Here is a 22,470-nt window from a genome sequence, read left to right as displayed (position 1 = left end):
TGGCGGCGGCCACCTTCGTGCTGGGTTTTTACATCACCGGCGGCTTTACCGGGGGTGGCAAATGATGTCCACCCCCACCCCCCGTGCACACGTGTGCACACCCATCGCCGTGCTGGAGGCCGCCGAGGCCTTCATCGCCGGTTTTGAAGACGACAGCAGCCGGCGGTGCCTTGCCCCGCTGCTCTTCGACCTGCGCGCAGCCATCGCCACCACGCCCGATGACGCACTGACCATTGCGCCCCCCGTCTACAAGCACCGTGGCGATGTGTACACCCCCGACTCGGACTTCGCCTGGACGGCTTCGGCGCTCTGGTATCGCCTGCGCACCCAGCGGGAACACGGCTGGCAGCAGGAACCCTGCAAGACCTTTGTGCGCGCCAATTGGTACGACCACAAGGGCGGTTTGTGGCAGCGCGCCTACCCGGCCGTCACCGACGACTTTGGCACCCTTGTGGAAGTGGGTCGGGAAGGCGGTGCAGCATGACCGCCCCCAACTGGTTCACCGCCATTGCGCTCACCCTGGTCGTCGGCTGGTTCGCCGCCTGGGCCGACTCCACCGCCGACCGCCCCAGCGCCGCCAGCCTGGCCGCGCAGGAAGAGGCCGCAGCCCTGGCCAGCCGCGACTGGGCAGCTGCCCAGGTGTGCGCAGGCCGCCCCTTCGAGTGGCTGGACGACAAGACGCTGGTATGCCATCGCGAGGTGCGCCCATGAGGCTCGCCGGCATCGCCGTCCTATCGGTCCTGACCTGGCTGCTGGTGCTGATAGCCGCCGTCGTTCTCACCGCGTGCATCGCCGTGGCAATGCCCGGCACGCACTGACCACCACCACACGCACAGGAGGCCGCCATGCACACGTGTGCACTGCACCCCGACGCATCCGCCGATCTGTTCGGCGACATGCCCGAGCCGCATCCGCCGCAGCTGGAGTTCACCGGCACGCTGGCCGCGCCGCCCGTCATCCGCACCCGCAGCGACCACGGCCGCCCGGTGCCCGTGCTGTGCGTGGAACTGCAGGGCGTAGGGCCCCACGGCCACACGCTGCACGCCGAAGTGCCGTTCACCGAAGACCAGCGCAAGGCCGCAGAGGCCCAGGCCAACGCTCTGCGCGCCGGCCAGCGCGTGGCTGTCACCACCCCCATCACCACCCTGCGGCTGAGCCTGCCGCAGGCCACATCCGTGGCCCTCGCGGCCGATTGACCACCACCATGCAAGCCAAGACCATCACCATCCACATCACCGACACCGCTGGCGGCGGCGTCACCGTGCTCACCACCGCCGGCACGCCCCTGCCCGGCCTGCGCCTGACACCCGCCGAGGCCCTGGCCACCGACCTGATCAACACCTGCACCCACCGCGCCAGCGACGTGCACTACTGGCAGGGCAAAGACCGCGCCCTGGAGCTGCTGCAGGACCTCGTCAGCCCCGACGAACTGGGTTACGACGTCAGCGAAACCGTGCGCCGCCGCGCCTGCGCGGTGCTGGGGCGTGTGGGAGGGACGGCAGCATGACCATCAGTTACACCCCGCGCGCGTGGCCCGGCGAGAAGCGGCCCGAGTTCGACCACGTGGTGCTCAGCCACTGTCCGTCACCCATTCACATGCGCCGCGCCATTCCCATCCAGACAGCGCTGGCAATGGTCCACAACAACGCCCCCAGCTACCCCTTCTGAGGCTCACATGGCAACCGACCAACACGACACCTTTACCGCCGCGCTGCCCACGCCTGCAGCAGGCCCCCAAATGCGCATGCTGGCGGTTGCCAGCATCGTGGCCAGCAACACCAACCCGCGCAAGTTCTTCGACCAGGGCAAGCTCCAGGAACTGGCAGAGAGCATCAAGGCCAGTGGCGTGCACCAGCCTGTCCTCGTGCGCCCACTGCCCACCTCGCGCCTGGAAGAGACTTCTCGCGCGCTGCGCTCCAACGTCCTTGCATGGCCCTTTGCCACCACTCGCAAGCGGGAGCCCATTGAGTACGAACTGGTGGCCGGCGAACGCCGCTGGCGTGCCTGCCAATTGGCTGGAGTGCCAGATATCCCGGTAATGATCCGCGAGCTGACCGACGACCAAGCCCTCGAGGTGCAGATCGTCGAAAACCTGCAGCGGGTAGACGTGCAGGCGCTGGAGGAAGCGGACGGCATCAACGCCCTGATCACGCACAGCCAACTGAGCGCAAAGGATGTGGCCAAGCGCATCGGCAAAAGCGTGCGGCATGTGTACCAGCGTCTGCAGCTGCTTAACCTGTGCCAAGAGGCCGCAGAGGCCCTGCGCACCGGCAGCATCGACCCCAGCAAGGCCCGCGAGATCTCCTACATCCCCGACCCCAAGCTACAGCAAAAGGCCCTGGCCTTCGCGTTGGAGAAGGAATGGAACGACGAGCCCAAGCACAGCACGCGCGAACTGGCGCAGTTCGTGCGCAGCAACATCATGTTGCGCATGGACCGGGCCAGGTTCGACACCACCAGCGACACGCTGTGCCCCCAGGCTGGCGCCTGCACCACCTGCCCAAAGCGCACCGGCGCAAACCCCGACCTGTTTGGCGACAACGACGGGCCCGACCTGTGCACCGATCAGCCTTGCTACCGCAAGAAGGAGGCCGCGCACGATCAGGCGGCAGTTGAAAAGGCCAGAAAGACCGGGCACAAGGTCATCACGGCCGAAGAAGCGCGCAGCCTGGTCAGCTCCGAGCACATCCAGAACCCCACGTTCAAGGGCTACACGCTGCTGGACGAATCGGCCTACGGCATCGGCGTCATCGGCAGCACGGTACGCAAGGCGTTGGGCGCGGACTGCCCCGAAACCACCATCATCATCCACCCCATCACGGGCAAAAGCATGGAGGCAGTGAAGACCAGCACGGCAAAACGCCTGATCAGCGAGAAGCGCCAGGCCGCTGCAGCCAAAGCCGCAGACAAGGCCGATGCCGCGAAAGTGCTCTTGCCTGTGGAGAAGCGCCCCGAGTACCGCACTGCGTGGCTGAATGCCAGCGCCGACGCTGTAGCGGGCAAGTTCCAAGGCCATGGTGTCGCCGTGCCGCCCGAGGCGTTGCGCTCGTTTCTGATCGATGCCGCAGGCTACGAGGATGAAGGGCCGATTGGCGAAGCGCTTGGCTTGCCTACTGAATTCGATTGGTCTGAGCTGGAAAACCGGTTGCACACCATCGATGCGGCCGAGGTGTCCGGCGTGTTTACACGCTGGCTGCTCTACCGAGCTATGAGCAGCACGCATAGCACGTACGACGTGCTGAGCGACTCGGGCCACATGCTGCCGATCTTGGCCGGTGCAGCAGGGGTAGACGTGCGCGAAGTGCAAGCCGAGGTCAAACGCAAGATGGAAAGCGAAGACCGGGCAAAGGAGCTGGAGGAAGCCGAAAAACGCAGGAAACCAGCAGCCGCGACCAATCTGGCTGCGCAAGCGGGGGAAGGTGCGGAAGGGGGCAAGGGCGCCAAGGGCGGCGCAAAAAGACCGGCTGCGCGCGCTGGCGCAAAAGGCGCCGCTGCGCCCAAGACATCGAAGGCGCAGGCCTCGGCCGAGATCGCGGCCGCCATGCAAGCGCTGGAGGGGGAGTCCACTACGGGCAGCGCTGACGCGCTGCAAGGCGACGAAGCGCCGGCAGTCGCTGACGCGCTGCCGGCGGACACGGCGGCTACCGCCACTGCGCGCGTGGCGGCCTGGCCGTTCCCACCCACCGAGAAGATGAGCAAGGCGCCAGCGGCGCTGCGCAATGAAGCGCAGCCAGTCGCTTCCGCGCAGGCTACGCCCCGGCCAGCCCAGGGCGAAGAATCGCCATTGCCCCGCTTCGAGCAGGGCACCATCGTGCGGGTGAAGGACGATGCACGTGGTCAGGACGGCAAGCGCCGCAAGACCTGCGGCCGTGTGGGGGTGGTGGCTACGGGCGGCACGAACCTGGTGCTGATGTTCGGTCCCAAGAAACATGAGATCCTGGCCAACGTCAGCAGCGCCGAGGTGGAGCACTACACGGCAGATCCGCTGATTGGCAGCAAGGTGCGCGTGCTCAAGGCAGGCATGACGATGGATCGCAATGCGTATCGCTGGCGCCAGGGCACCGTGAAAGCCCTCAAGGAAGACGGCTGGGAAATCATGTTCACCGGCTTCAATGGCGGCCTGGCCACGTACATGACGTTCGGCACGGAAGAGCTGGAGGTGATCGAATGAGCACAACCCACACCGTCACCACCACGCTACAAGGCACCCCCATCGAACTCGGTATGCAGCTGGCCACCAGCCTCCTGGAGCAGCCGCTCAACTTCGCGGCCGCCCAGCTCACCCCCAAGGAGCTGGATCAGTTCTGCTGCGCCCTGCTTTCAGCCACAGGCGGGCTTATCGCCCTCAAGGTCGGCGTGCACCAGGCCGCCGTCATGATGGCCGCGCTGGCAGATGTCTCCAAGGCCGAGGCCGCAGCCACCGGGGGGCACCTGCAATGATGAAGTGCATCAGCATCCGCCAGCCCTGGCCATGGCTCATCACCATGGGCTACAAGCCCGTGGAAAACCGCACGTGGGAAACGCGGCACCGGGGCCCGGTGGCCATCCACGCCAGCCAAATGATGACGAGGGCCGACTACGAAGCCTGTGTGCTGTTCCTGATCAGCGATCCCGCCCTGCGCCACATCGCTGACGCACTGCCGGCGCCCGAGGATCTGCCGCGCGGCGGCATCGTTGGACGTGCCGAACTGGTGGCGTGCACACGCATGCACGAATCCCCGTTCTTCGTCGGCCCCTTCGGCCACGTGCTGCACAGCGCCGAGCCCCTGCCCTTTCAGGCCTGCAAGGGCGCGCTGGGCTACTTCAAGCTGCCGAAGGGAGTGGTGCTGTGACCGATCAAACCAACCCCCTCAAACCATGCCCATGCTGCGGCGGCCCCGCCAAGATGATGCAGGGCGACACCGGCTGGACCTGGGTTGAATGCGCCAACTGCGGCCTGGCCACCATGTACCGCATCAGCGCTGGTGACGACTGCCGCCCGTTGGTGGCCGAGGCCTGGAACAAGCGCACCGCCGCGCCCGCGCAGGAGGCGCTGCCGCTATGACCCACGGCCGCAAACCCCGCCAACCGCGCACTCGTGTGCAAAACCCTGTGCGCTTGGCCACCTGGCAGGCCGCGCTGCTGGATCACTGCCAGGTCGAAGCCATCATGGTCCCACTGCGCAAGGCGTTCAAGGCATTGCGCGAGGGCGTAGCCACAGAGGTGCAGTGGGCCCACCTGGTCAGCGCCATGAACATTGCCGATTCGGTGGCCATCACCAGCCCGATACGCGGCACGCGCGGCCACATCGAACCCGCGCAACGCGCCCTCGACGGCATCATGCGCCGCGCCATGGCCACGGGCGAGTGGCGCCCCACCTCCCTCTACTACGAAGAGCTGGACCTGATCCGCGACGGCCTGACCATCTACCACCACCAGCTGCAGCACCTCACGCGCGGCGAATACCAGCGCGCCGAAGACCACGCGGCCGCAGACGTGCGCCGCACCGCCGGCGCCGTCGTCATCAGCACCACCCCGGCCAGCGAGCAGCTGGCGCTTGCAGGAGTTTGAGCATGATCGGGACACAACCTACAGGCAACCTCCCAGGCATCGTGATCTGCGCCACCAGCCACGAGGGGCTGGTGGTCCTGGCCAACGGTAAGCCCGCGCGCCTGGCCATCGTGGACGAAGGTGGGCACGTCCTGGCCGCTGGCGACGACGTGGCCCGCGAAGCCGAAGCCGTGGCGCTCAACAACTTCCGCAACACCATGATGGGCAAGGGCTACCTGCGCACGCTGGGCAAGCCCATCGCAGCAGCATAGACCGCCTCACCCACCAACGAAAAGGCCCGCTGATGCGGGCCTTTCTCATGGGTGAACAGCGCGTATACACTCGCCTTCCTTCGGGCAGCCGAGGCTGACGAACCCGATCTTAGGGGTCTTGGCGGGGGAGAGTGCTTGGCTCATCCCCGCATTTTCCCAGTTCTGCCAGGCTCAGCGTTTTTTGAGGCCAAACGCGCCCAGCATCTGCTCGGTCTGCTTCTGCATCTGGTCCTGCATCTGCAGGAACATGTTCTGCGACTGCTCCACGTAGTTGCCCATCAGCCCCTTCATCATGGGCGACTGCAGATTCATGAATTGTGTCCACATCTCGGGCGTGAGGCCTTGCGACTGCTCGGCCAGCTTGGCCTGGATCTCGGTGAACATCTGCACGTTCTTTTCCAGGTACGCACCCATGAAGCCCTGCATGGCATGGCCATAGAAGCGGATGATGTTGGCCAGCGCCGCCTCGCTGAACATCGGCGCGCCGCCTGCCTCCTCCTCCAGGATGATCTGCAGCAGGATGCTGCGCGTGAGGTCTTCGCTGGTCTTGGCGTCGCGCACCACGACGGATTCGCCCTGCATCACCAGCTGCTTGACCTCGGCCAGCGTGACATAGGTGGAGGTGGACGTGTCGTACAGCCGGCGGTTGGGGTACTTCTTGATCACGCGCTGGGCGGTTTTTGGGTCAGGTGCTGGGTTCTTGTCTGGCACAGGCGGCTCCTCGGGTACATGGCCCGTCATGGCTTGTATTGCAGTGCAGCAGATTCTAGGCAGGCCGCACCCGCGCAGCGCGCAGGAATACCCTGATGGCTTGCACGACCGCCTGCTCCAGGCTGAATACGGGGGTCCGGAAACAAAAAAGCCGCTCTGTCGAGCGGCGTTTTGTACAGAATTTCTCTCTTTGCATGCTGAAGTCTGGGTGGCTTCCGCAGAGAGAAATGGTAGGCGCGATTGGACTCGAACCAACGACCCCCACCATGTCAAGGTGGTGCTCTAACCAGCTGAGCTACGCGCCTGTGTTTGTTCGAGAAGCGGGAGTATAGCAGCAAAAAATGCCGCCTCGGCCCTGGCGGCCGTCATCGCCGGCGCGCCGACCGCACCCCCTGCACCGCGGCCACGATATCCAGCACCTTGTTGAGCCGCCCCGCATCGGACACCTCCACGGTGAAGGTCATCCATGCCGTTCCCTTGACGGACTGTGTTTGCACACCGATGACGTTGGTCTTCTCGCGCGCGAACACTTCCGAGATGTCGCGCAGCAGGCCCTGGCGGTCCGAGGCTTCCACCGCCACGTCCACAGGGTAGACGGCGGCTTCTCCGGCGACGCGCTGCGACTTTCCCCACTCCACGTCGATCACGCGCTCCGCATTGCGCGCCGCCATCTCGCGGAAGTTGCTGCAGTCGGCGCGGTGCACGCTCACGCCCTTGCCGCGCGTGACGAAACCACGGATCTCATCGGGCGGCGCGGGCTTGCAGCACTTGGCCAACTGCGTCATGAGGGAATCCACGCCCACCACCAGCACGCCGCCCTTGGGCGCGCCGTCGGGTGTGCGCGCCTTCTTGAGCAGCACGTCAGGCTCATCGACCGCCGGCTCGGGTGGGCGCAACAGGGTCTCGATGCTGCGCAGCGAGAATTCGTCCTTGCCCACCACTTCGAACAAGGCCTCGGCCGACTTGAAGCCCAGCTGCACCGCCAGGTCGTCAAGCTTGAGGGCCGTCTTGCCCTCGCGCTGCAGCAGCTTTTCCACCAGCTCGCGGCCGCGCGCCACCGTGGCATGGGTGGCCTGTGCGTTGAACCACGCGCGCACCTTGGCCTTCGCGCGGTTGCTGGTGAGGTAGCCCAGTTCCGGGTTGAGCCAGTCGCGCGAGGGGCGCCCTTCCTTCACGGTGGTGATCTCCACCGTCTGGCCGTTTTGCAGCGGCGTGTTCAGCGGAACCATGTTGCCGTCGACACGCGCACCCCGGCAGCGGTGGCCGACGCTCGTGTGCACGGCATAGGCGAAGTCCACGGGCGTGGCGCCCTGGGGCAGTTCCACCACGGCCGCGTCCGGGGTCAGCACATAGATGCGGTCTTCGAACAACCCGCTGCGGCTGGCGGAGCCCACCAGGTCGCGCTCCCACGCCAGCAGCTGGCGCAGTACGGCGATCTTGGCGTCGTACTCGCTGCTGGCCGACACGCCAGCGTAACCCTTGGTGCCCGCCTCCTTATAGGCCCAGTGCGCGGCCACGCCATGCTCGGCATGGTCGTGCATGGCCTGGGTGCGGATCTGGATCTCGATGGCCTTGCCCGCCTCGTCGCGCACCACGGTGTGCAGCGACTGGTAGCCGTTGGGCTTGGGGCGGGCGATGTAGTCGTCGAACTCCGCCTCGATGGGCTTGAACTGGCTGTGCACCCAGCTCAAAGCCGCGTAGCAGTCCTTGACGCTCGGCACCACCACACGCAGCGCACGGATGTCGAACACCTGGTCGAAGTTCAGCGACTTGCCGCGCATCTTCTTGACGATGCTGTAGATGTGCTTGGGCCGGCCCTGCACGCTGGCACTGATGCTGCGCGCGCGCAGCTCGGACTCCAGCCGGCTGCGCACCTGCTCCATGTACAGCTCGCGCTCCACGCGCTTCTCGTCGAGCAGGCGGGCCACTTCCTTGTAGGTCTCGGGCTCCAGGAAGCGGAAGGCCAGGTCTTCCAGCTCCCACTTCATCTGCCAGATGCCCAGGCGGTTGGCCAGCGGCGCGAACACTTGCAGCGCCTCGCGCGCGATGGCCGGCGATACCGGGCGCTTGGCTGCGGCGTAAAAGCGCAGCGTCTGCAGGCGGGACGCCAGGCGCAGCATCACCACGCGCAGGTCGCGCGAGAAGGCCAGCAGCATCTTGCGCACGTTCTCGGTCTGCGTGGCCGCATCGTCCACCTGCTGGCCCGTCACCTGCGCCTCGCGCGCCTGCAGTTGCACGCGCATGAGCTTGGTGGTCTCCAGCGCCAGCGCGGCGAAATTGCTGCCGAAGGCCTTGGTGATCACTTCCTCGGGCTTGTTCAGGTGCGAGCAGGCATACACCAGATAGGCCGCCGCCTGCATGGTTTCCGAGCCGCCCAGGTGCTTGAGGATGGCGGACACCGCATCGGCATGGACGAGGGTGTTCTCTCCGGTTTCCAACGTTTCGCCGATCAAGAGCGGCTCGGCAAAGGCGCGGGCGCGTACCAGGGCGTCGGCATGCTCCGGCCCCGCCTGCGCGGTGGCTGCGATGAGCTGCGGCACTGCCTCGGGTCGGGGCCCGGCGGCCGCGCCCTGCCCCATGGGCAGATGGCCGATGGAACTGCTCTTCATGCTGTCAACTCCTCCTGCCGCTCCAGCAGGAACTGCGCGACCACGGCCACCTGGTCCGGCTGCACCAGCGTCGGCGCGTGGCCCACGCCGGCGAACTCCACCAGCCGCGCACGCGGGCCGCGCGCGGTCATCTCGCGCGCCGTAGCGCTGGACAGCAGGTCCGACTCCGCACCGCGCAGCAGCAGCACCTGGGCCGGGATCTGGTCGTACAGCTGCCATAGCTGCTGCTCACCCGCCAGCGCGGCCTCGGGCGTGAGGGCGCGAAAGGGCACGGCGATCGCCGGGTCGTAGTGCAGGGCCAAGCCCCCTTGGGGCGCCTCGCGCACCATGGCGCGAGACAGTTCCAGCCACTGCGCAGGTGTGTGCGGCCCGAAGCTGCGCGACACCGCCCACAGCGCGTCGGCCGCCTGCTGCAGCGTCGCGAAATGCGCGGGCTGGCCCAGGTACTGGCCGATGCGCGCGAGCGCCTGCCACTCCACCCGCGGCCCCACATCGTTGAGCACCAGGCGCCGCACGGGTACCGGCAACACCCCCGTCTGGCCGCACAGGCCCATGCCGATGAGCCCGCCCATGCTCGTGCCCACCCAATCCAGGGTGGCGATGGGGCCTTGCGCGTGCAGTTGCGCCAGCAAGGCCAGCATGTCGGCCGCGTACAGCGGCAATTGGTATTGCATCGGATCGGCCAGCCAATCGCTGCGTCCGCGCCCCACGACATCGGGGCAGACCACGCGCGCATGGCGGGCCAGCGCGCGTGCCAGGGTGTCGAAGTCCCGCCCCTGGCGTGCCAGCCCGTGGACGCAGACGATCACATGGGGATGGGCCGCGTCGCCCGTCTCGTTCCACTCCCAGTAGGCCATGCGACGGCCTTGTTCCGGGTGGCCGGCGGCCGCGGGGCCGGGGCACGGTACGTATTTCAGCGTAGGTTGAATCATGGAAACGGTACCGTCATGCAGCGCTCGATAATGCCTGCGCTGCATCCTAATTCATTCGGAGAGACTCTCATGCTGAACGGCAAAACCGCCCTCGTCACCGGCTCCACCAGCGGCATCGGCCTGGGCATCGCCAAGGCGCTCGCGCGCCAGGGGGCGAACATCGTGCTCAACGGCTTTGGCGACGTGGACGGTCCGCGCGCCGAGGTGCTGGCCGCCGGCGAGGCCGCAGGCGCCCGCGTGGCCTACCACGGCGCGGACATGAGCCGCCCCGCGGAGATCGAGGACATGCTCAAGTACGCCGCATCCCAGTTCGGCCGCGTGGACATCCTGGTCAACAACGCCGGCATCCAGCACGTGGCCAGCGTGCAGGACTTCCCCGTGGAGAAGTGGGACGCCATCATCGCCATCAACTTGACCAGCGCCTTCCACACCACGCGCCTGGCGCTGCCCGGCATGCTGGCCAATGACTGGGGCCGCATCATCAACGTGGCGTCGGTGCACGGCCTGGTGGGATCGGCGCAGAAGTCGGCCTACGTGGCGGCCAAGCACGGCATCGTTGGCCTGACCAAGGTGACGGCGCTGGAGACCGCCCCGACGGGCGTGACCTGCAACGCGATCTGCCCCGGCTGGGTGCTCACGCCGCTGGTGCAAAAGCAGGTGGACGCCAGGGCCGCCGCGCTGGGCATCTCCAACGAAGAAGCCAAGAAAGTGCTGCTGGGCGAGAAGGAGCCCTCCATGCAGTTCACCACACCCGAAGAGCTGGGTGAACTGGCCGTGTTCTTCTGCTCGGCCGCCGCCAACAACGTGCGCGGCGTGGCATGGAATATGGACGGCGGCTGGGTGGCGCAGTAAGCCCGCTATTAATAAAGTAGCTTGCAACGCCCGACTGGCGGGCGCTGCAGGCCAAAATGGCTGATAGCGACCGCTGGGGTCACTTGAGCTGTACCGAGCCAGCCACCGTCACCACCACCTGGGCCTTGCCGGCCTCCACAGGCACGGGAGCGTCGGACGCATAGGATGCCGCCTTGGCCTCCATGGCCATCATGCGCGGGCGCGGGCCGGGCGACATCTCGTTGCTGTTCACCGCCACCTCGCGCAGCGTGTAGCCGCCAAAACCGAAGCCCCGCGCCAGTTCGGAGGCGCGTGCCTTGAAGGCCTCGATGGCCTGCGCCTGGGCCTCGGTCTCCACCTTTGCCCGCGCCTCGCGCGACAGGTCGAATGCGATCTGGCTGATGGACATGCTCTGGATCTTGCCCGCCGTGGCCGTGATGCGCGGGAAGTCGCGCCCTTCCAGCACCAGCTCGGCGCGGCCCTGCCAGCCGGTGATCTTGCCGTCCTTGCCATAGCGCGGGTACATGCCGAAGGCCCCCGTGCGCACGTCCATCTGCTGCGGCTGGGCGGCGCGGCGGGCTTCGGCCAGCGCGGCGTCCAGCGCCTGTTTGAGTTGCGTTTGCACGCCTGCGGCGTCCGCGGCTTCCTTGGTGGCGGCCAGCGTCAGCACCAGCAAGTCCTGCTGCACCTGCACCGTGCCCGATGCGGAGAGCTGCAGCACGTTCTGCGGCGGCGCCGAAGGATTCTGAGCGTAAGCGGCCACAGCGCCCGCCATCAGTGCGCAAGCAGCTATTGTTTTTATAGTTCTTTGCATGGTGTTCCTTTTCTTGGGTTGACGTTGTACAGGCATGTGCAGCATGCCCCAGGACCGACGCTAACCGCGTCAGCGCAGCGCTGGCATGAATGCCGGGTAATGTCGTTGCGAGGCGTCGCAAAACCTGTAACAGTTGGTCAGACCCCGGGGTAAAACCGGACTTTCCGTTCGCAAGCTGGTCAGAATCGGCTCTGTTACAAATTGGACTGGGAAAGAAAGCATGGCTTCAACAACCAACCGTACCGACAAAGTTCTCGTGGTGGATGACGATGCGCGCATCCGCGACCTGCTGCGCCGCTACCTCACCCAGGAAGGCTTTGAAGTTATGGTCGCGGAAGATGGCAAGGCCCTCAACCGCATCCTGCTGCGCGAGACCGTGGACCTGATCGTGCTGGACCTGATGATGCCGGGGGAAGACGGCCTGTCGATCTGCCGGCGCCTGCGCGCGGCCAATGACCGCACGCCCATCATCATGCTCACCGCCAAGGGCGAGGACGTGGACCGCATCGTGGGCCTGGAAGTGGGCGCCGACGACTACCTGGGCAAGCCCTTCAACCCGCGCGAGCTGCTGGCCCGCATCCACGCCGTGCTGCGCCGCCGCCCGCCGCAGGAGGCCCCGGGCGCACCGTCGGGCGACAACGAAGTGGTGACCTTCGGCCCCTTCACCTTCGACCTGGGCACGCGCGCGCTGCAAAAGAACGGCGAGGAACTGCCGCTGACCACGGGCGAATTCGCCATGCTGAAAGCCCTGGTGCGCCACCCGCGCCAGCCGCTGTCGCGCGAAAAGCTCGCGCTGCTGGCACGCGGGCGCGAGTTCGAGCCGTTCGACCGCAGCCTGGACGTGCAGATCTCGCGCCTGCGCAAGCTGGTCGAGGTGGACGCCGCCGCGCCGCGCTACATCCAGACCGTGTGGGGTGTGGGCTACGTGTTCGTGCCGGACGGCACGAACTGACCAGGGCATCCCTCCTAAAGGAACGGCGGCCCCACTCCACCGGCACGCCGTGCCCTGCATGACCGCTTGCACGCCACCTTGACATGAGCGCCACCCACGACGCGCCTTCCGATGCCACCAGCCCCGCGCCGCTGGAAACGTCCGCCAGCCGGCGGGCCCAGCGTGCACGTGTGGGGCTGAACCTCTTCTGGCGCACCTTCTTCCTGCTGGCGGTGCTGCTGATCGGCAGCATCATGGCGTGGCTGCAGACGCTGCGTGCGCTGGAGTTCGAGCCCCGCGCCCTGCAGACGGCGCAGCAGATTGCATCGCTGGTCAACCTGAGCCGCGCGGCGCTCATCCACTCCGATGCCATCGCGCGTGTGTCGCTGCTCAAGACCATGGCCGACCAGGAGGGCGTGCGCATCCTGCCGCGCGAGCCGGGTGACAAGTTCGAGCTGCTCTCGCCCTCCCCGCTCGGCTCGCGCCTGACCGAAGAACTCACCCAGCGCCTGGGGCCCGGCACCATCGTGGCCGCCAGCGTGAATGGCGAGACGGGGCTGTGGGTGGGCTTCACCATCAATGGCGACCCCAACTGGATGCTGATGGACCGTTCGCGCCTGAGCGCCGCTGGCGGCAAGACCTGGATGATCTGGTTGATCACCGCGGGCGCGCTGTCGCTGGCGGGTGCCGCCGTCATCGCGCGGCTGATCAACCGCCCACTCAAGCAGCTCAGCGACGCGGCCAACCGCGTGCGCGACGGTGACTTTGCCAACAGCCGCCTGGACGAAGAGGCCGTGACCAGCGAGATCCGCGAGGTCAACATCGGCTTCAACCGCATGGCGCAAAAGCTCGCCAAGCTGGAGCAGGACCGCGCAGTGATGCTGGCCGGCATCTCGCACGACCTGCGCACGCCGCTGGCTCGGCTGCGCCTGGAAACCGAGATGAGCGTCACCGACGACGTGGCGCGCGAGCACATGGTGGCCGACATCGTGCAACTGGACGCCACCATCGACAAGTTCCTGGACTATGCGCGGCCCGACACCACGGTGGCCCTGAGCCCTGTCAACCTGCATGGCGTGGTGTCGTCCTGCGTGTACGCGGTGCAGGACCACCGCGAGCTGCAGATCTCGATGAATGTGCCCGAGGACCTGATCGTGATGGCCGACGAGGTGGAGCTGGCGCGCGTGATCTCCAACCTGCTGGAGAACGCCCGCCGCTACGGCAAGAACCGTGAAACCGGCATCACCACCGTGGACATCGCCGCCAAGGCGCGCGAGAAGTGGGTGCTGGTGAAACTGCGCGACCACGGGCCCGGCGCGCCACCCGAGCAACTGGCCAACCTCACCAAGCCGTTCTTTCGCGGCGACTCCGCGCGCACGGCCGCCGCTGGCGCGGGCCTGGGCCTGTCGATCGTGGACAAGACCGTGCAGCGCATGGGGGGCATCTTCGCGCTGGCCAACTCGGGCTCGGGCGGGCTGGTCGCCCACATCCAGTTGCAGCGCGCGATGAATCTACGGCAGGGCCAGGACCCCCAGCAGCGCCTGCAGCGCCCGCAGATCAAGCGCCACCTGCCACCGCGCAGCGGTGTGCCGTCATCCCAGCAAAATCGATAGCAGCCAGCGCTTGCTGCGTGGCCGATTTACAGCGTTTTCTGCCGGAAACCAGCACTCTTCCAGCGCAAGCAGCTATTTTTTGAATAGCAACACAGCGGCGCGCGCCTCGATGGACAGGCCCTGACCCACGGGGCCCAGGCGCTCGGCCGTCTTGGCTTTCACGTTCACCTGGTCCAGCACCAGGCCCAGCGCGGCGGCGATGCGCTCGCGCATGGCGGGGATGTGCGCCGCCAGCCGCGGCGCCTGCGCGACCACGGTGCTGTCGATGTTGCCGATGGCGTAGCCCTTGTCGCCCACGCGGCGCGCCGCCTCCTCCAGCAACGCCACCGAGTCCGCGCCCTTGAAGCGCGCGTCGGTGTCGGGGAAGTGGCTGCCGATGTCGCCCAGCGCCGCAGCACCCAGCAGCGCATCGGTGATGGCATGCAGCAGCACATCGGCATCGGAATGGCCCAGCAAGCCCATGGTGTGCGGGATCTCCACCCCGCCGATGACCAGGCGCCGCCCGGGCACCAGCGCATGCACGTCCCACCCTTCGCCGATTCTGAAATTCATGCCCATTGCGTCCGCCGCCCTCATGCCTTGGAAGAAAAGAAAGTCTTGACCGGGTCGCTCGCCGCGGCGCCGCGTTCGCCGCCAAAGCGCTCCAGCGTGGCGCCGTGCATGCGCTGGGCCAGCACGGCCTCGGCCAGCGCGAAGTCCTCGGGGTAGGTCACCTTGAAGTTCTGCGCGCCGCCAGGCACCAGGCGCGGGCGCAGGCCCATGGCCTCCATGGCACTGGCCTCGTCGGTGGCGGTGGCGCCCACCCGCTCCAGCGCATGGCGCAGCGCACCGATGCGGAACATCTGCGGCGTCTGCGCCAGCCATTTGTCGCTGCGGTCCACGGTGGCGGCCACGCGCACGCCGCCGGGGCCGTCGCTCGCCACCTTGAGCGTGTCCGCGAGCTTGTGCGCCAGCAGCCCACCCACGCTGTCGTGCTGGCAGGCGTCGATGAGCGCATCGATCTGCTGCGCCGTCACCAGGCAGCGCGCCGCATCGTGCACCAGCGCCCAGTCCTCGTCCTGCGCGCCGCGCGCCTGCAGGGCCTTCAGGCCGCCCAGCACCGTGTCGGCGCGCGTGGGCCCGCCGCAGGGCACGGCAAAGAAGGCCGGGTGGGGGTGACCGTCGAAGAAGGTGTCGCCCGCGGCCACGGCCACCAGCGTGCCCGCCAGGCGCGCCACGCCCGCAAAGGCCGCCAGCGTGTGCAGCACCATCGGGTGACCCGCCACCGTGTGGTACTGCTTGGGCAGCACGGGGGGGCCGTCCTGCCCGCCCCTGCGCACGGCGCGCGTGCCGGTGCCGGCGCAGGGCACCAGCCCCCAGAAGCGCCCGGCCACAGGGCGAGCAGGGGTAGTGGGCGGCAGCAGGTCGGTCATGGGCGGGCATTCTAAAATCCCCGATCGTCGTCTTGAGCATCGTGGCGCACACTGCTCCGTGTCCTGCGCCCTATCCCACACCATGGGGCGACGCAACCTGCATGCAGCTGCCCAAACTCTCCCCCGGAAAACGATTCACCCTGCCCCGCCCCGTGGGCAGCGCCGACGCCTTGCTGCTGGCCCGCCTGGGCGAGCGGGAAAAGGCCGCAGGCCGCACCACCGCCATCGTCACCGCCGATGCAACCGACGCCCAGCGCCTCATCGACGAGATGGCCTTCTTCGCGCCCGAGTTGCGCTGCGCGCTGTTTCCCGACTGGGAAACGCTGCCCTACGACAGCTTCTCGCCGCACCAGGACCTGATCAGCGAGCGGCTGGCCACGCTCTGGCGCATCCAGCAGCGCGACAAGGACACGGGCGCCGACGTGGTGCTGGTGCCGGCCACCACGGCGCTGTACCGGCTGGCGCCGCCCTCGTTCCTGGCGGGCTACACCTTCCATTTCAAGGTCAAGCAGAAGCTCGACGAGGCCAAGCTGCGCGCCCAGCTCACGCTCGCGGGCTACCAGCATGTGTCCCAGGTGGTGGGCCATGGCGAATACGCGGTGCGCGGCGGGTTGATCGACCTGTTCCCGATGGGTTCGGCCGTGCCGTACCGGGTGGACCTGTTCGACGACGAGATCGACTCCATCCGCACGTTCGACCCCGACAGCCAGCGCAGCCTCTACCCGGTGCCCGAGGTGCGCCTGCTGCCCGGGCGCGAGTTCCCCATGGACGACGCGGCGCGCGCCAAGTTCCGCCAGCGCTGGCGCGAGCTGCTGGAGGGCGATCCCACGCGCAGCCGCATCTACAAGGACATGGGCAACGGTGTGGCCACCGCCGGCATCGAGTACTACCTGCCGCTGTTCTTCGATGAGACGGCCACCGTGTTCGATTACCTGGGCAACGAGGCCACCGTGGTGCTGCACGGCGACCTGGAGACGGCCTTCCAGCGCTTCTGGCAGGACACGCGCGACCGCTACCGCCTGATCCAGGGCGACCCGGACCACCCCACCCTGCCGCCGGAGGCGCTGTTCCTGGGCGCCGAGCAGTTCTACGCCCAGGCCAACCAGCACGCCCAGTTGTCGCTGCGCCCCGGTGTGGAAGACGTGGCGGACAACGCGCAGTTCCAGAAGCTGCCCGACCTGTCCGTGGTGCGCGGCGCCGAGGACCCGCTGGCGCGGCTGCAGGCGCACATCCGCGCCACGGCGCAGCGTGTGCTGCTGCTGGCTGAAAGCGACGGCCGGCGCGAGAGCCTGCTGGATTTCCTGCGGGCCTCGGGGTTGAACCCGCCGGCTTTCGACTCGCTGGCTGAGTTCCAGTCCACGCCCGAGGAACGTGTGGGCATCGCCACGGCGGCGCTGGCCTCGGGCTTCGCGTGGATGGAAGAAGGCCTGGACCTGGTCACCGAGACCGAGCTGTTCGCCGCCGGCTCCACTACGCGCCGGCGCAAGAAGCAGGAGCAGGCCAGCGACGTCGAAGCGCTGATCAAGGACCTGTCCGAGCTGAAGGTGGGCGACCCCGTGGTGCACAACCAGCACGGCATCGGGCGCTACCGCGGCCTCATCCACATGGATGTGGGCAACAAGAACCCCGACGGCAGCCCTGCGCTGCAGGAGTTCCTGCACCTGGAATACGCCGACAAGGCCGTGCTCTACGTGCCCGTGAGTCAGCTGCAACTTATCGGCCGCTACACGGGCGTGTCTGCCGACGAGGCCCCGCTGCACAAGCTGGGCAGCGGCCAGTGGGAAAAGGCCAAGCGCAAGGCCGCCGAGCAGGTGCGCGACGCCGCGGCCGAGCTGCTCAACATCTACGCCCGCCGCGCCGCGCGCGAGGGGCATGCCTTCCGCTACTCGCCCAACGACTACGAGCAGTTCGCCAACGACTTCGGCTTCGAGGAGACCGCGGACCAGAAGGCCGCGATCCACGCCGTGGTGCAGGACATGATCAGCCCGCGCCCCATGGACCGGCTGGTCTGCGGCGACGTCGGCTTTGGCAAGACCGAGGTCGCACTGCGTGCCTGCTTCGTGGCCGTGGCCGGGGGCAAGCAGGTGGCGTTCCTGGCGCCCACCACGCTGCTGGCCGAGCAGCACTACCGCACGCTGAGCGACCGCTTCAGCAAGTGGCCCGTGAAGGTGGCCGAGGTCTCGCGCTTTCGCTCGGGCAAGGAGATCACCGCCGCCGTCAAGGGCATTGCCGACGGCACGGTGGACATCGTCGTGGGCACGCACAAGCTGCTCAGCGAATCGACCCAGTTCAAGAACCTGGGCCTGCTCATCATCGACGAGGAACACCGCTTCGGCGTGCGCCACAAGGAGGCGATGAAGCAGTTCCGCGCCGAGGTGGATGTGCTCACGCTCACTGCCACGCCGATCCCGCGCACCATGGGCATGGCGCTGGAGGGGCTACGCGACCTGTCCGTGATCGCCACCGCGCCGCAGCGGCGCCTGGCCATCAAGACCTTCGTGCGCAACGAAGGCACGGGCGTGATCCGCGAGGCCGTGCTGCGCGAGCTCAAGCGCGGCGGCCAGTGCTACTTCCTGCACAACGAGGTCGAGACCATCGAGAACCGGCGCCAGAAGCTCGAAGAGATATTGCCCGAGGCGCGCATCGCCGTGGCCCACGGCCAGATGCCCGAGCGCGAGCTGGAGCGCGTGATGCGTGACTTCGTGGCCCAGCGCTACAACATCCTGCTGTGCTCGACCATCATCGAGACCGGCATCGACGTGCCCACGGCCAACACCATCATCATCAGCCGCGCCGACAAGTTCGGCCTGGCGCAGCTGCACCAGTTGCGCGGGCGCGTGGGGCGCAGCCACCACCAGGCCTACGCCTACCTGATGGTGCCCGACATCGACGGCCTGACCAAGCAGGCGCAGCAGCGCCTGGACGCCATCCAGCAGATGGAGGAGCTGGGCAGCGGCTTCTACCTGGCCATGCACGACCTGGAGATCCGCGGCGCGGGCGAAGTGCTGGGCGAGAGCCAGAGCGGCAACATGATGGAGATCGGTTTCCAGCTCTACAACGAGATGCTGGCCGAGGCCGTGAAGCAGCTCAAGGCCGGCAAGGAGCCCGACCTGCTCGCCCCCATGCAGGCCGCCACCGACATCAACCTGCACGCCCCGGCCCTGCTGCCCGATGACTACTGCGGCGATGTGCATCTGCGCCTGTCGTTCTACAAGAAGCTGGCCACGGCCAAGACCAGCGACCAGATCGATGGCCTGCTCGAAGAGATCGTGGACCGCTTCGGCAAGCTGCCGCCGCAGGCGCAGACGCTGATCGACGTGCACCGTCTGCGCGTGCTGTCCGCGCCCTACGGCGTCGTGAAGGTGGATGCCGCCCCCGGCGTGATCACCATCACCTTCAAACCGCAGCCCCCGGTGGACCCGATGGCCATCATCCACCTGATTCAGAAAAACAAGCACATCAAGCTGGCGGGCAATGAGAAGCTGCGCATCGAGCGCGAGCTGCCCGACCCCGCCGCGCGCGCCCAGATGGTGCGCGACGTGCTGCGCAGCCTGGGCCAGCCGCTGGCCGAGGCGCAGGCCGCCGTCCCCGCCTAGGCAGATCCATGGCACTGGAAGCCGCCCTCGCCCTGCTGGCACTGGCCTTCGCGCTGGCCGCGCGGCCCTGGCGGCTGCTGGGCAGCCGCAAACCGTTGGCGCACGAGGCCCATGGCGCACCTGCCACGCTGTGGACGCCGCTGCTCGCCACGCTCGTGCTGCTGCCCTGGGCCTGGGCTCTGCCTACGCTGCACCGCATGCCGCTGCAGCTGCAGTGGTCAGGCGCCTGCCTGGTGCTGCTCATGCTGGGCTGGCCGCTGGCGGTTCCGGCCCTGCTGGCCGTCGGCACGATCGCCGCGCTGGTCTCGCCCAGCCTGGGCTGGGGCGACGCGCTGGGCCTGGCCGTGTGGCAGGGCATCGTCCCCGCCACGCTCGCGCTGCTCGTGGGCGTGCTGCTGCGGCGCCTGGCGGGCGCGCGTGCGCTCACCGGCGTGCGCATCTTCGTCTATGTGCTGGGCCGGGGCTTCCTGGGCACGGCGCTGTGCGTGTTCGTGGCAGGCTCGCTGTCGCAATGGGCGGGCCATGTGCTGCCGGGCGTGGGCGAGCAGCTGTCACTGGTGGCGCGCTGGCTCATGGCCTGGGGCGATGGCATGGTCACGGGCATGTTGTGCGCGGTGTTCGTGGCCTTCAAGCCCGGGTGGCTGGCCACCTGGTCCGACCAGCTGTACCTGCCCAAGCCCTGAACGACAATCCCTCTTTTTCGCATCCGCTCTACTCCGCTTCCATGTCCCAGACTCCTTTTGAATTTGCCCCCGGTCTCGTCGTGCAGGGCATCACGCCGCCGCTGCGGCTGGCCGACTACAAGCTCATCGCCTTCGACATGGATTCCACGCTCATCAGCATCGAATGCGTGGACGAGATCGCCGACGCCGCCGGCCGCAAGGCCGAGGTGGCCGCCATCACCGAGGCCGCCATGCAGGGCCTGATCGCCGACTACAAGGAAAGCCTGCGCCAGCGCGTGGCGCTGCTCAAGGGCGTGGGCACGGACCACCTGGAGCGCGTGTTCACCGAGCGCTTGCGCTTCAACCCTGGTGCGGCCGAACTCATCGCCGCCGCCAAGGCCGCGGGGCTGGCCACGCTGCTCGTTTCGGGTGGGTTCACTTTCTTCTCCGACCGCGTGAAGGCGCACCTGGGGATCGACTTCGCACGCTCCAACGTGCTGGAGGTCGAGAACGGCCTACTCACCGGTCGCATGGTGGACCAACCCTGGGGCGACATCTGCGATGGCGCGGAAAAACGGCGCACCCTGCTGGAGGTCGCCTCGCTCATGGGCATCGACGCGCGCCAGACCATCGCCGTGGGGGACGGGGCCAACGACCTGCCCATGATGGGCGCGGCCGGGCTGTCCGTGGCCTACCACGCCAAGCCCGCCGTGCGCGCACAGGCCCGCGTGGCCATCAACCAGGGTGGACTGGACCGGCTGCTGGAAGTGCTGCGCTGAGCACCCATACCGCAGCCCATTCGCGCTCCCATATTCATAGCTTCTAGCGCTTGTCAAATGGGCGCTAGTGCGGTTTTTTATCAAAATAACAAAAGATAAAGAACATACTTCATATATGAATATGAAAATAAAAACGACTTGCGGCTGAGTCGTCCCGCTTACACTTCACACCCTGGTCATCGCCCTCTTGCACAGGGCGGTGCTCTCAAGTCACCGCTATAAGGAAACCGTTCTCCATGCTGAAGAAAACCCTGTCTGCCATTGCCCTGGCCGCTGCCGCGCTGGGCGCGCAAGCCGCCGACGTGCTCAAGGTAGCCGCCACGGCCGTGCCGCACGCGGAGATCCTGAACTTCGTGAAGCCCCAGCTCAAGGCCCAGGGGCTGGACCTGCAGGTCAAGGAATTCAGCGATTACGTGCAGCCCAACGCCGCCGTCGAGGACAAGCAGCTGGACGCCAACTTCTTCCAGCACCAGCCCTACCTGGACAGCTACAACAAGGACCGCAAGAGCAGCCTGGTGGCCGTGCCCAACGGCAAGATCCACGTGGAGCCCTTTGGCGCCTACTCCAACAAGATCAAGAACGTGAAGGACTTGAAAGACGGCGCCACCGTGGCCATCCCCAACGATCCCTCCAACGGCGGCCGCGCCCTGATCCTGCTGGCCAAGCAGGGCCTGATCGAGCTGAAGGATCCCAAGAGCCTCACGCCCACGCCGCTGGACGTGGTGAAGAACCCCAAGAAGCTCAAGTTCAAGGAGCTCGAAGCCCCGCTGCTGCCGCGTGCGCTGGCCGATGTGGACCTGGCCCTGATCAACACCAACTACGCGATCGAAGCCAAGCTCAACCCCACCAAGGATGCGCTGTTCATCGAAGGCGCCGACTCGCCCTACACCAACATCGTGGCGGCCCGTGCCGACCGCGCCAACGACCCCAACATCGCCAAGCTGATCAAGGCGCTGCACACGCCCGAGGTGAAGAAGTTCATCCAGGACAAGTACAAGGGCGCCGTGGTCCCCGCGTTCTGACCGCGCACCGCGCAGCGGCAACGCTGTACGAAGAAAAGCGCTGCCGCGGCAGCGCTTTTTTCATGGGTGCGGGCACGACGTCAGGCACCCTGCCACACCCACCAGGCCAGCACGAACATCATCGCGCCCGTCAGCGTGTCCAGCACGCGCCAGGCGCGCGGGTTGGCAAACACGCCCTGCAGGCGCCGCCCGGCGAAAGCCAGCACCACGAACCAGGTCAGACTGGCCGACGCCGCCCCCAGCACGAACACCCATTTGAGCCAACCATCCTGGCGCGCACCGATGGAGCCGATCAGCACCACCGTGTCCAGGTACACATGGGGGTTGAGCAAGGTAATGACGGCCAGGCCGCTGAGCACGCCCAGCATCCCGCGCGCCACGCGTTCGCCACCCGAGGCGTTCAGCCCCGCATCCGGTGCAAAGAAAGCGCGATGCCAGGCAAACAAGCCGTAGGCCAACAAGAACAGCGCACCGCCCAGTTGCAGGGCATGCGCCAGCGTGGGCGAACGGCCCAGCACCTGCGCCATGCCGGCCACGCCCAGCGCCACCAGCAGCGCGTCGCTCGCCACGCACCACGCCACGCAGGCGCGCACGTGTTGACCCTGCACCGCCTGGCGCAGCACATACAGGTTCTGCGCTCCGATGGAGACGATGAGCGATAGGCACACGGTGAAGCCCGTGAGCCAGGAGGAAGCGGCGGCGTGTTGAGTGAACATGCGCCCGATGGTAGGCCGCGCATTCATTTAAGTACACTTCA

25 protein-coding genes and 1 tRNA gene are annotated in these 22,470 nt (G+C 67.2%); 18 read left to right on the top strand and 8 right to left on the bottom strand.

Going from position 1 to position 22,470, the window contains the following annotated elements; genetic code table 11:
* The first annotated feature begins 61 nt into the window (after window positions 1-61).
* From AC1PPL_RS04865 to AC1PPL_RS04815, 11 genes are all read left to right on the top strand, one after another.
* Window positions 62-484, top strand: coding sequence for a hypothetical protein (locus tag AC1PPL_RS04865; RefSeq protein ID WP_479972778.1), 423 nt, complete (start codon window positions 62-64; stop codon window positions 482-484).
* A complete protein-coding gene (locus AC1PPL_RS04860) occupies window positions 481-711 on the top strand; it encodes a hypothetical protein (RefSeq protein WP_479972777.1) in 231 nt (76 codons plus the stop codon). The genes AC1PPL_RS04865 and AC1PPL_RS04860 overlap by 4 nt, the downstream gene beginning before the upstream one ends.
* Window positions 712-845: 134 nt before the next feature.
* Entirely contained in the window at window positions 846-1,196 is a 351-nt protein-coding gene (locus tag AC1PPL_RS04855; protein ID WP_479972776.1) for a DEAD/DEAH box helicase family protein, read from the top strand.
* 8 nt (window positions 1,197-1,204) lie between these two features.
* Entirely contained in the window at window positions 1,205-1,507 is a 303-nt protein-coding gene (locus AC1PPL_RS04850; RefSeq protein WP_088887164.1) for a hypothetical protein, read from the top strand.
* A complete protein-coding gene (locus AC1PPL_RS04845) occupies window positions 1,504-1,668 on the top strand; it encodes a hypothetical protein (protein WP_479972775.1) in 165 nt (54 codons plus the stop codon). Before AC1PPL_RS04850 ends, AC1PPL_RS04845 begins: the two co-directional genes overlap by 4 nt.
* Before the next feature lie 7 nt (window positions 1,669-1,675).
* A complete protein-coding gene (locus AC1PPL_RS04840) occupies window positions 1,676-4,171 on the top strand; it encodes a ParB/RepB/Spo0J family partition protein (RefSeq protein WP_479972774.1) in 2,496 nt (831 codons plus the stop codon).
* Window positions 4,168-4,440, top strand: coding sequence for a hypothetical protein (locus AC1PPL_RS04835; RefSeq protein ID WP_479972773.1), 273 nt, complete (start codon window positions 4,168-4,170; stop codon window positions 4,438-4,440). The genes AC1PPL_RS04840 and AC1PPL_RS04835 overlap by 4 nt, the downstream gene beginning before the upstream one ends.
* Window positions 4,437-4,832 carry an ASCH domain-containing protein gene (locus tag AC1PPL_RS04830; protein ID WP_479972772.1) on the top strand — a complete coding sequence of 132 codons (396 nt, stop codon included), beginning with the start codon at window positions 4,437-4,439 and terminating at the stop codon, window positions 4,830-4,832. Before AC1PPL_RS04835 ends, AC1PPL_RS04830 begins: the two co-directional genes overlap by 4 nt.
* Entirely contained in the window at window positions 4,829-5,044 is a 216-nt protein-coding gene (locus AC1PPL_RS04825; protein WP_479972771.1) for a Lar family restriction alleviation protein, read from the top strand. The genes AC1PPL_RS04830 and AC1PPL_RS04825 overlap by 4 nt, the downstream gene beginning before the upstream one ends.
* Window positions 5,045-5,079: 35 nt before the next feature.
* The gene (locus AC1PPL_RS04820; protein ID WP_479972770.1) at window positions 5,080-5,550 is read left to right on the top strand and encodes a hypothetical protein; all 471 of its coding nucleotides are present in this window, start codon (window positions 5,080-5,082) and stop codon (window positions 5,548-5,550) included.
* Window positions 5,551-5,552: 2 nt separating this feature from the next.
* Window positions 5,553-5,801: a hypothetical protein gene (locus AC1PPL_RS04815; RefSeq protein WP_479972769.1), complete on the top strand. Its 249-nt coding sequence runs from the start codon at window positions 5,553-5,555 to the stop codon at window positions 5,799-5,801.
* 171 nt (window positions 5,802-5,972) lie between these two features.
* On the opposite strand, the gene phaR is transcribed toward AC1PPL_RS04815, so the two are convergent.
* The 4 genes from phaR to AC1PPL_RS04795 form a co-directional block, all read right to left on the bottom strand.
* Window positions 5,973-6,542, bottom strand: a complete 570-nt coding sequence (gene phaR, locus AC1PPL_RS04810) for a polyhydroxyalkanoate synthesis repressor PhaR (RefSeq protein WP_011806272.1) — start codon at window positions 6,540-6,542, stop codon at window positions 5,973-5,975.
* Between the two features lie 198 nt (window positions 6,543-6,740).
* Window positions 6,741-6,817: transfer RNA gene (locus AC1PPL_RS04805), tRNA-Val, on the bottom strand.
* Window positions 6,818-6,877: 60 nt separating this feature from the next.
* A complete protein-coding gene (locus AC1PPL_RS04800; RefSeq protein ID WP_479972901.1) occupies window positions 6,878-9,091 on the bottom strand; it encodes a RelA/SpoT family protein in 2,214 nt (737 codons plus the stop codon).
* A gap of 26 nt (window positions 9,092-9,117) precedes the next feature.
* Window positions 9,118-10,053 (bottom strand): alpha/beta fold hydrolase, encoded by a 936-nt coding sequence (locus tag AC1PPL_RS04795; RefSeq protein WP_312790760.1) that lies wholly within the window; start codon window positions 10,051-10,053, stop codon window positions 9,118-9,120.
* Between the two features lie 69 nt (window positions 10,054-10,122).
* Here AC1PPL_RS04795 and AC1PPL_RS04790 point away from each other — a divergent pair, with 69 nt between their 5' ends.
* A complete protein-coding gene (locus AC1PPL_RS04790) occupies window positions 10,123-10,905 on the top strand; it encodes a 3-hydroxybutyrate dehydrogenase (protein WP_479972768.1) in 783 nt (260 codons plus the stop codon).
* 79 nt (window positions 10,906-10,984) lie between these two features.
* Here the strand turns inward: AC1PPL_RS04790 and AC1PPL_RS04785 are convergent, their stop codons facing one another.
* Window positions 10,985-11,698, bottom strand: a complete 714-nt coding sequence (locus tag AC1PPL_RS04785; protein WP_123675957.1) for an SIMPL domain-containing protein — start codon at window positions 11,696-11,698, stop codon at window positions 10,985-10,987.
* A 220-nt stretch (window positions 11,699-11,918) separates the two neighbouring features.
* On the opposite strand from AC1PPL_RS04785, the gene ompR reads away from it, so the two are divergent.
* Together ompR and AC1PPL_RS04775 are read left to right on the top strand one after the other, a co-directional pair.
* Window positions 11,919-12,650: an osmolarity response regulator transcription factor OmpR gene (gene ompR, locus AC1PPL_RS04780; RefSeq protein WP_011806277.1), complete on the top strand. Its 732-nt coding sequence runs from the start codon at window positions 11,919-11,921 to the stop codon at window positions 12,648-12,650.
* A gap of 83 nt (window positions 12,651-12,733) precedes the next feature.
* Window positions 12,734-14,242, top strand: coding sequence for an ATP-binding protein (locus tag AC1PPL_RS04775; RefSeq protein ID WP_088886312.1), 1,509 nt, complete (start codon window positions 12,734-12,736; stop codon window positions 14,240-14,242).
* 72 nt (window positions 14,243-14,314) lie between these two features.
* Here the strand turns inward: AC1PPL_RS04775 and ispF are convergent, their stop codons facing one another.
* Both ispF and ispD read right to left on the bottom strand, forming a co-directional pair.
* Window positions 14,315-14,794: a 2-C-methyl-D-erythritol 2,4-cyclodiphosphate synthase gene (ispF, locus tag AC1PPL_RS04770; protein WP_041839054.1), complete on the bottom strand. Its 480-nt coding sequence runs from the start codon at window positions 14,792-14,794 to the stop codon at window positions 14,315-14,317.
* A gap of 20 nt (window positions 14,795-14,814) precedes the next feature.
* On the bottom strand, window positions 14,815-15,654 hold the full coding sequence (ispD, locus tag AC1PPL_RS04765; protein WP_123675955.1) for a 2-C-methyl-D-erythritol 4-phosphate cytidylyltransferase: 840 nt from the start codon (window positions 15,652-15,654) through the stop codon (window positions 14,815-14,817).
* Window positions 15,655-15,755: 101 nt separating this feature from the next.
* On the opposite strand from ispD, the gene mfd reads away from it, so the two are divergent.
* The 4 genes from mfd to AC1PPL_RS04745 all read left to right on the top strand — a co-directional run bounded on the left by mfd (window position 15,756) and on the right by AC1PPL_RS04745 (window position 21,713).
* Window positions 15,756-19,250, top strand: coding sequence for a transcription-repair coupling factor (gene mfd / locus AC1PPL_RS04760; RefSeq protein ID WP_479972767.1), 3,495 nt, complete (start codon window positions 15,756-15,758; stop codon window positions 19,248-19,250).
* 8 nt (window positions 19,251-19,258) lie between these two features.
* Window positions 19,259-19,933 (top strand): hypothetical protein, encoded by a 675-nt coding sequence (locus AC1PPL_RS04755; protein WP_047349481.1) that lies wholly within the window; start codon window positions 19,259-19,261, stop codon window positions 19,931-19,933.
* A gap of 41 nt (window positions 19,934-19,974) precedes the next feature.
* Window positions 19,975-20,691 carry a phosphoserine phosphatase SerB gene (serB, locus tag AC1PPL_RS04750; protein WP_479972766.1) on the top strand — a complete coding sequence of 239 codons (717 nt, stop codon included), beginning with the start codon at window positions 19,975-19,977 and terminating at the stop codon, window positions 20,689-20,691.
* 236 nt (window positions 20,692-20,927) lie between these two features.
* A complete protein-coding gene (locus AC1PPL_RS04745) occupies window positions 20,928-21,713 on the top strand; it encodes a MetQ/NlpA family ABC transporter substrate-binding protein (RefSeq protein ID WP_047349480.1) in 786 nt (261 codons plus the stop codon).
* An 80-nt stretch (window positions 21,714-21,793) separates the two neighbouring features.
* Here the strand turns inward: AC1PPL_RS04745 and AC1PPL_RS04740 are convergent, their stop codons facing one another.
* Window positions 21,794-22,429, bottom strand: a complete 636-nt coding sequence (locus AC1PPL_RS04740; protein WP_479972765.1) for a LysE/ArgO family amino acid transporter — start codon at window positions 22,427-22,429, stop codon at window positions 21,794-21,796.
* Window positions 22,430-22,470 lie beyond the last annotated feature (41 nt).

Source organism: Diaphorobacter sp. B2A2W2 (genome assembly GCF_056730635.1).
The sequence above is the reverse complement of the archived record's forward strand: the minus strand, read 5'-3'. Positions and strand labels throughout refer to the sequence as shown.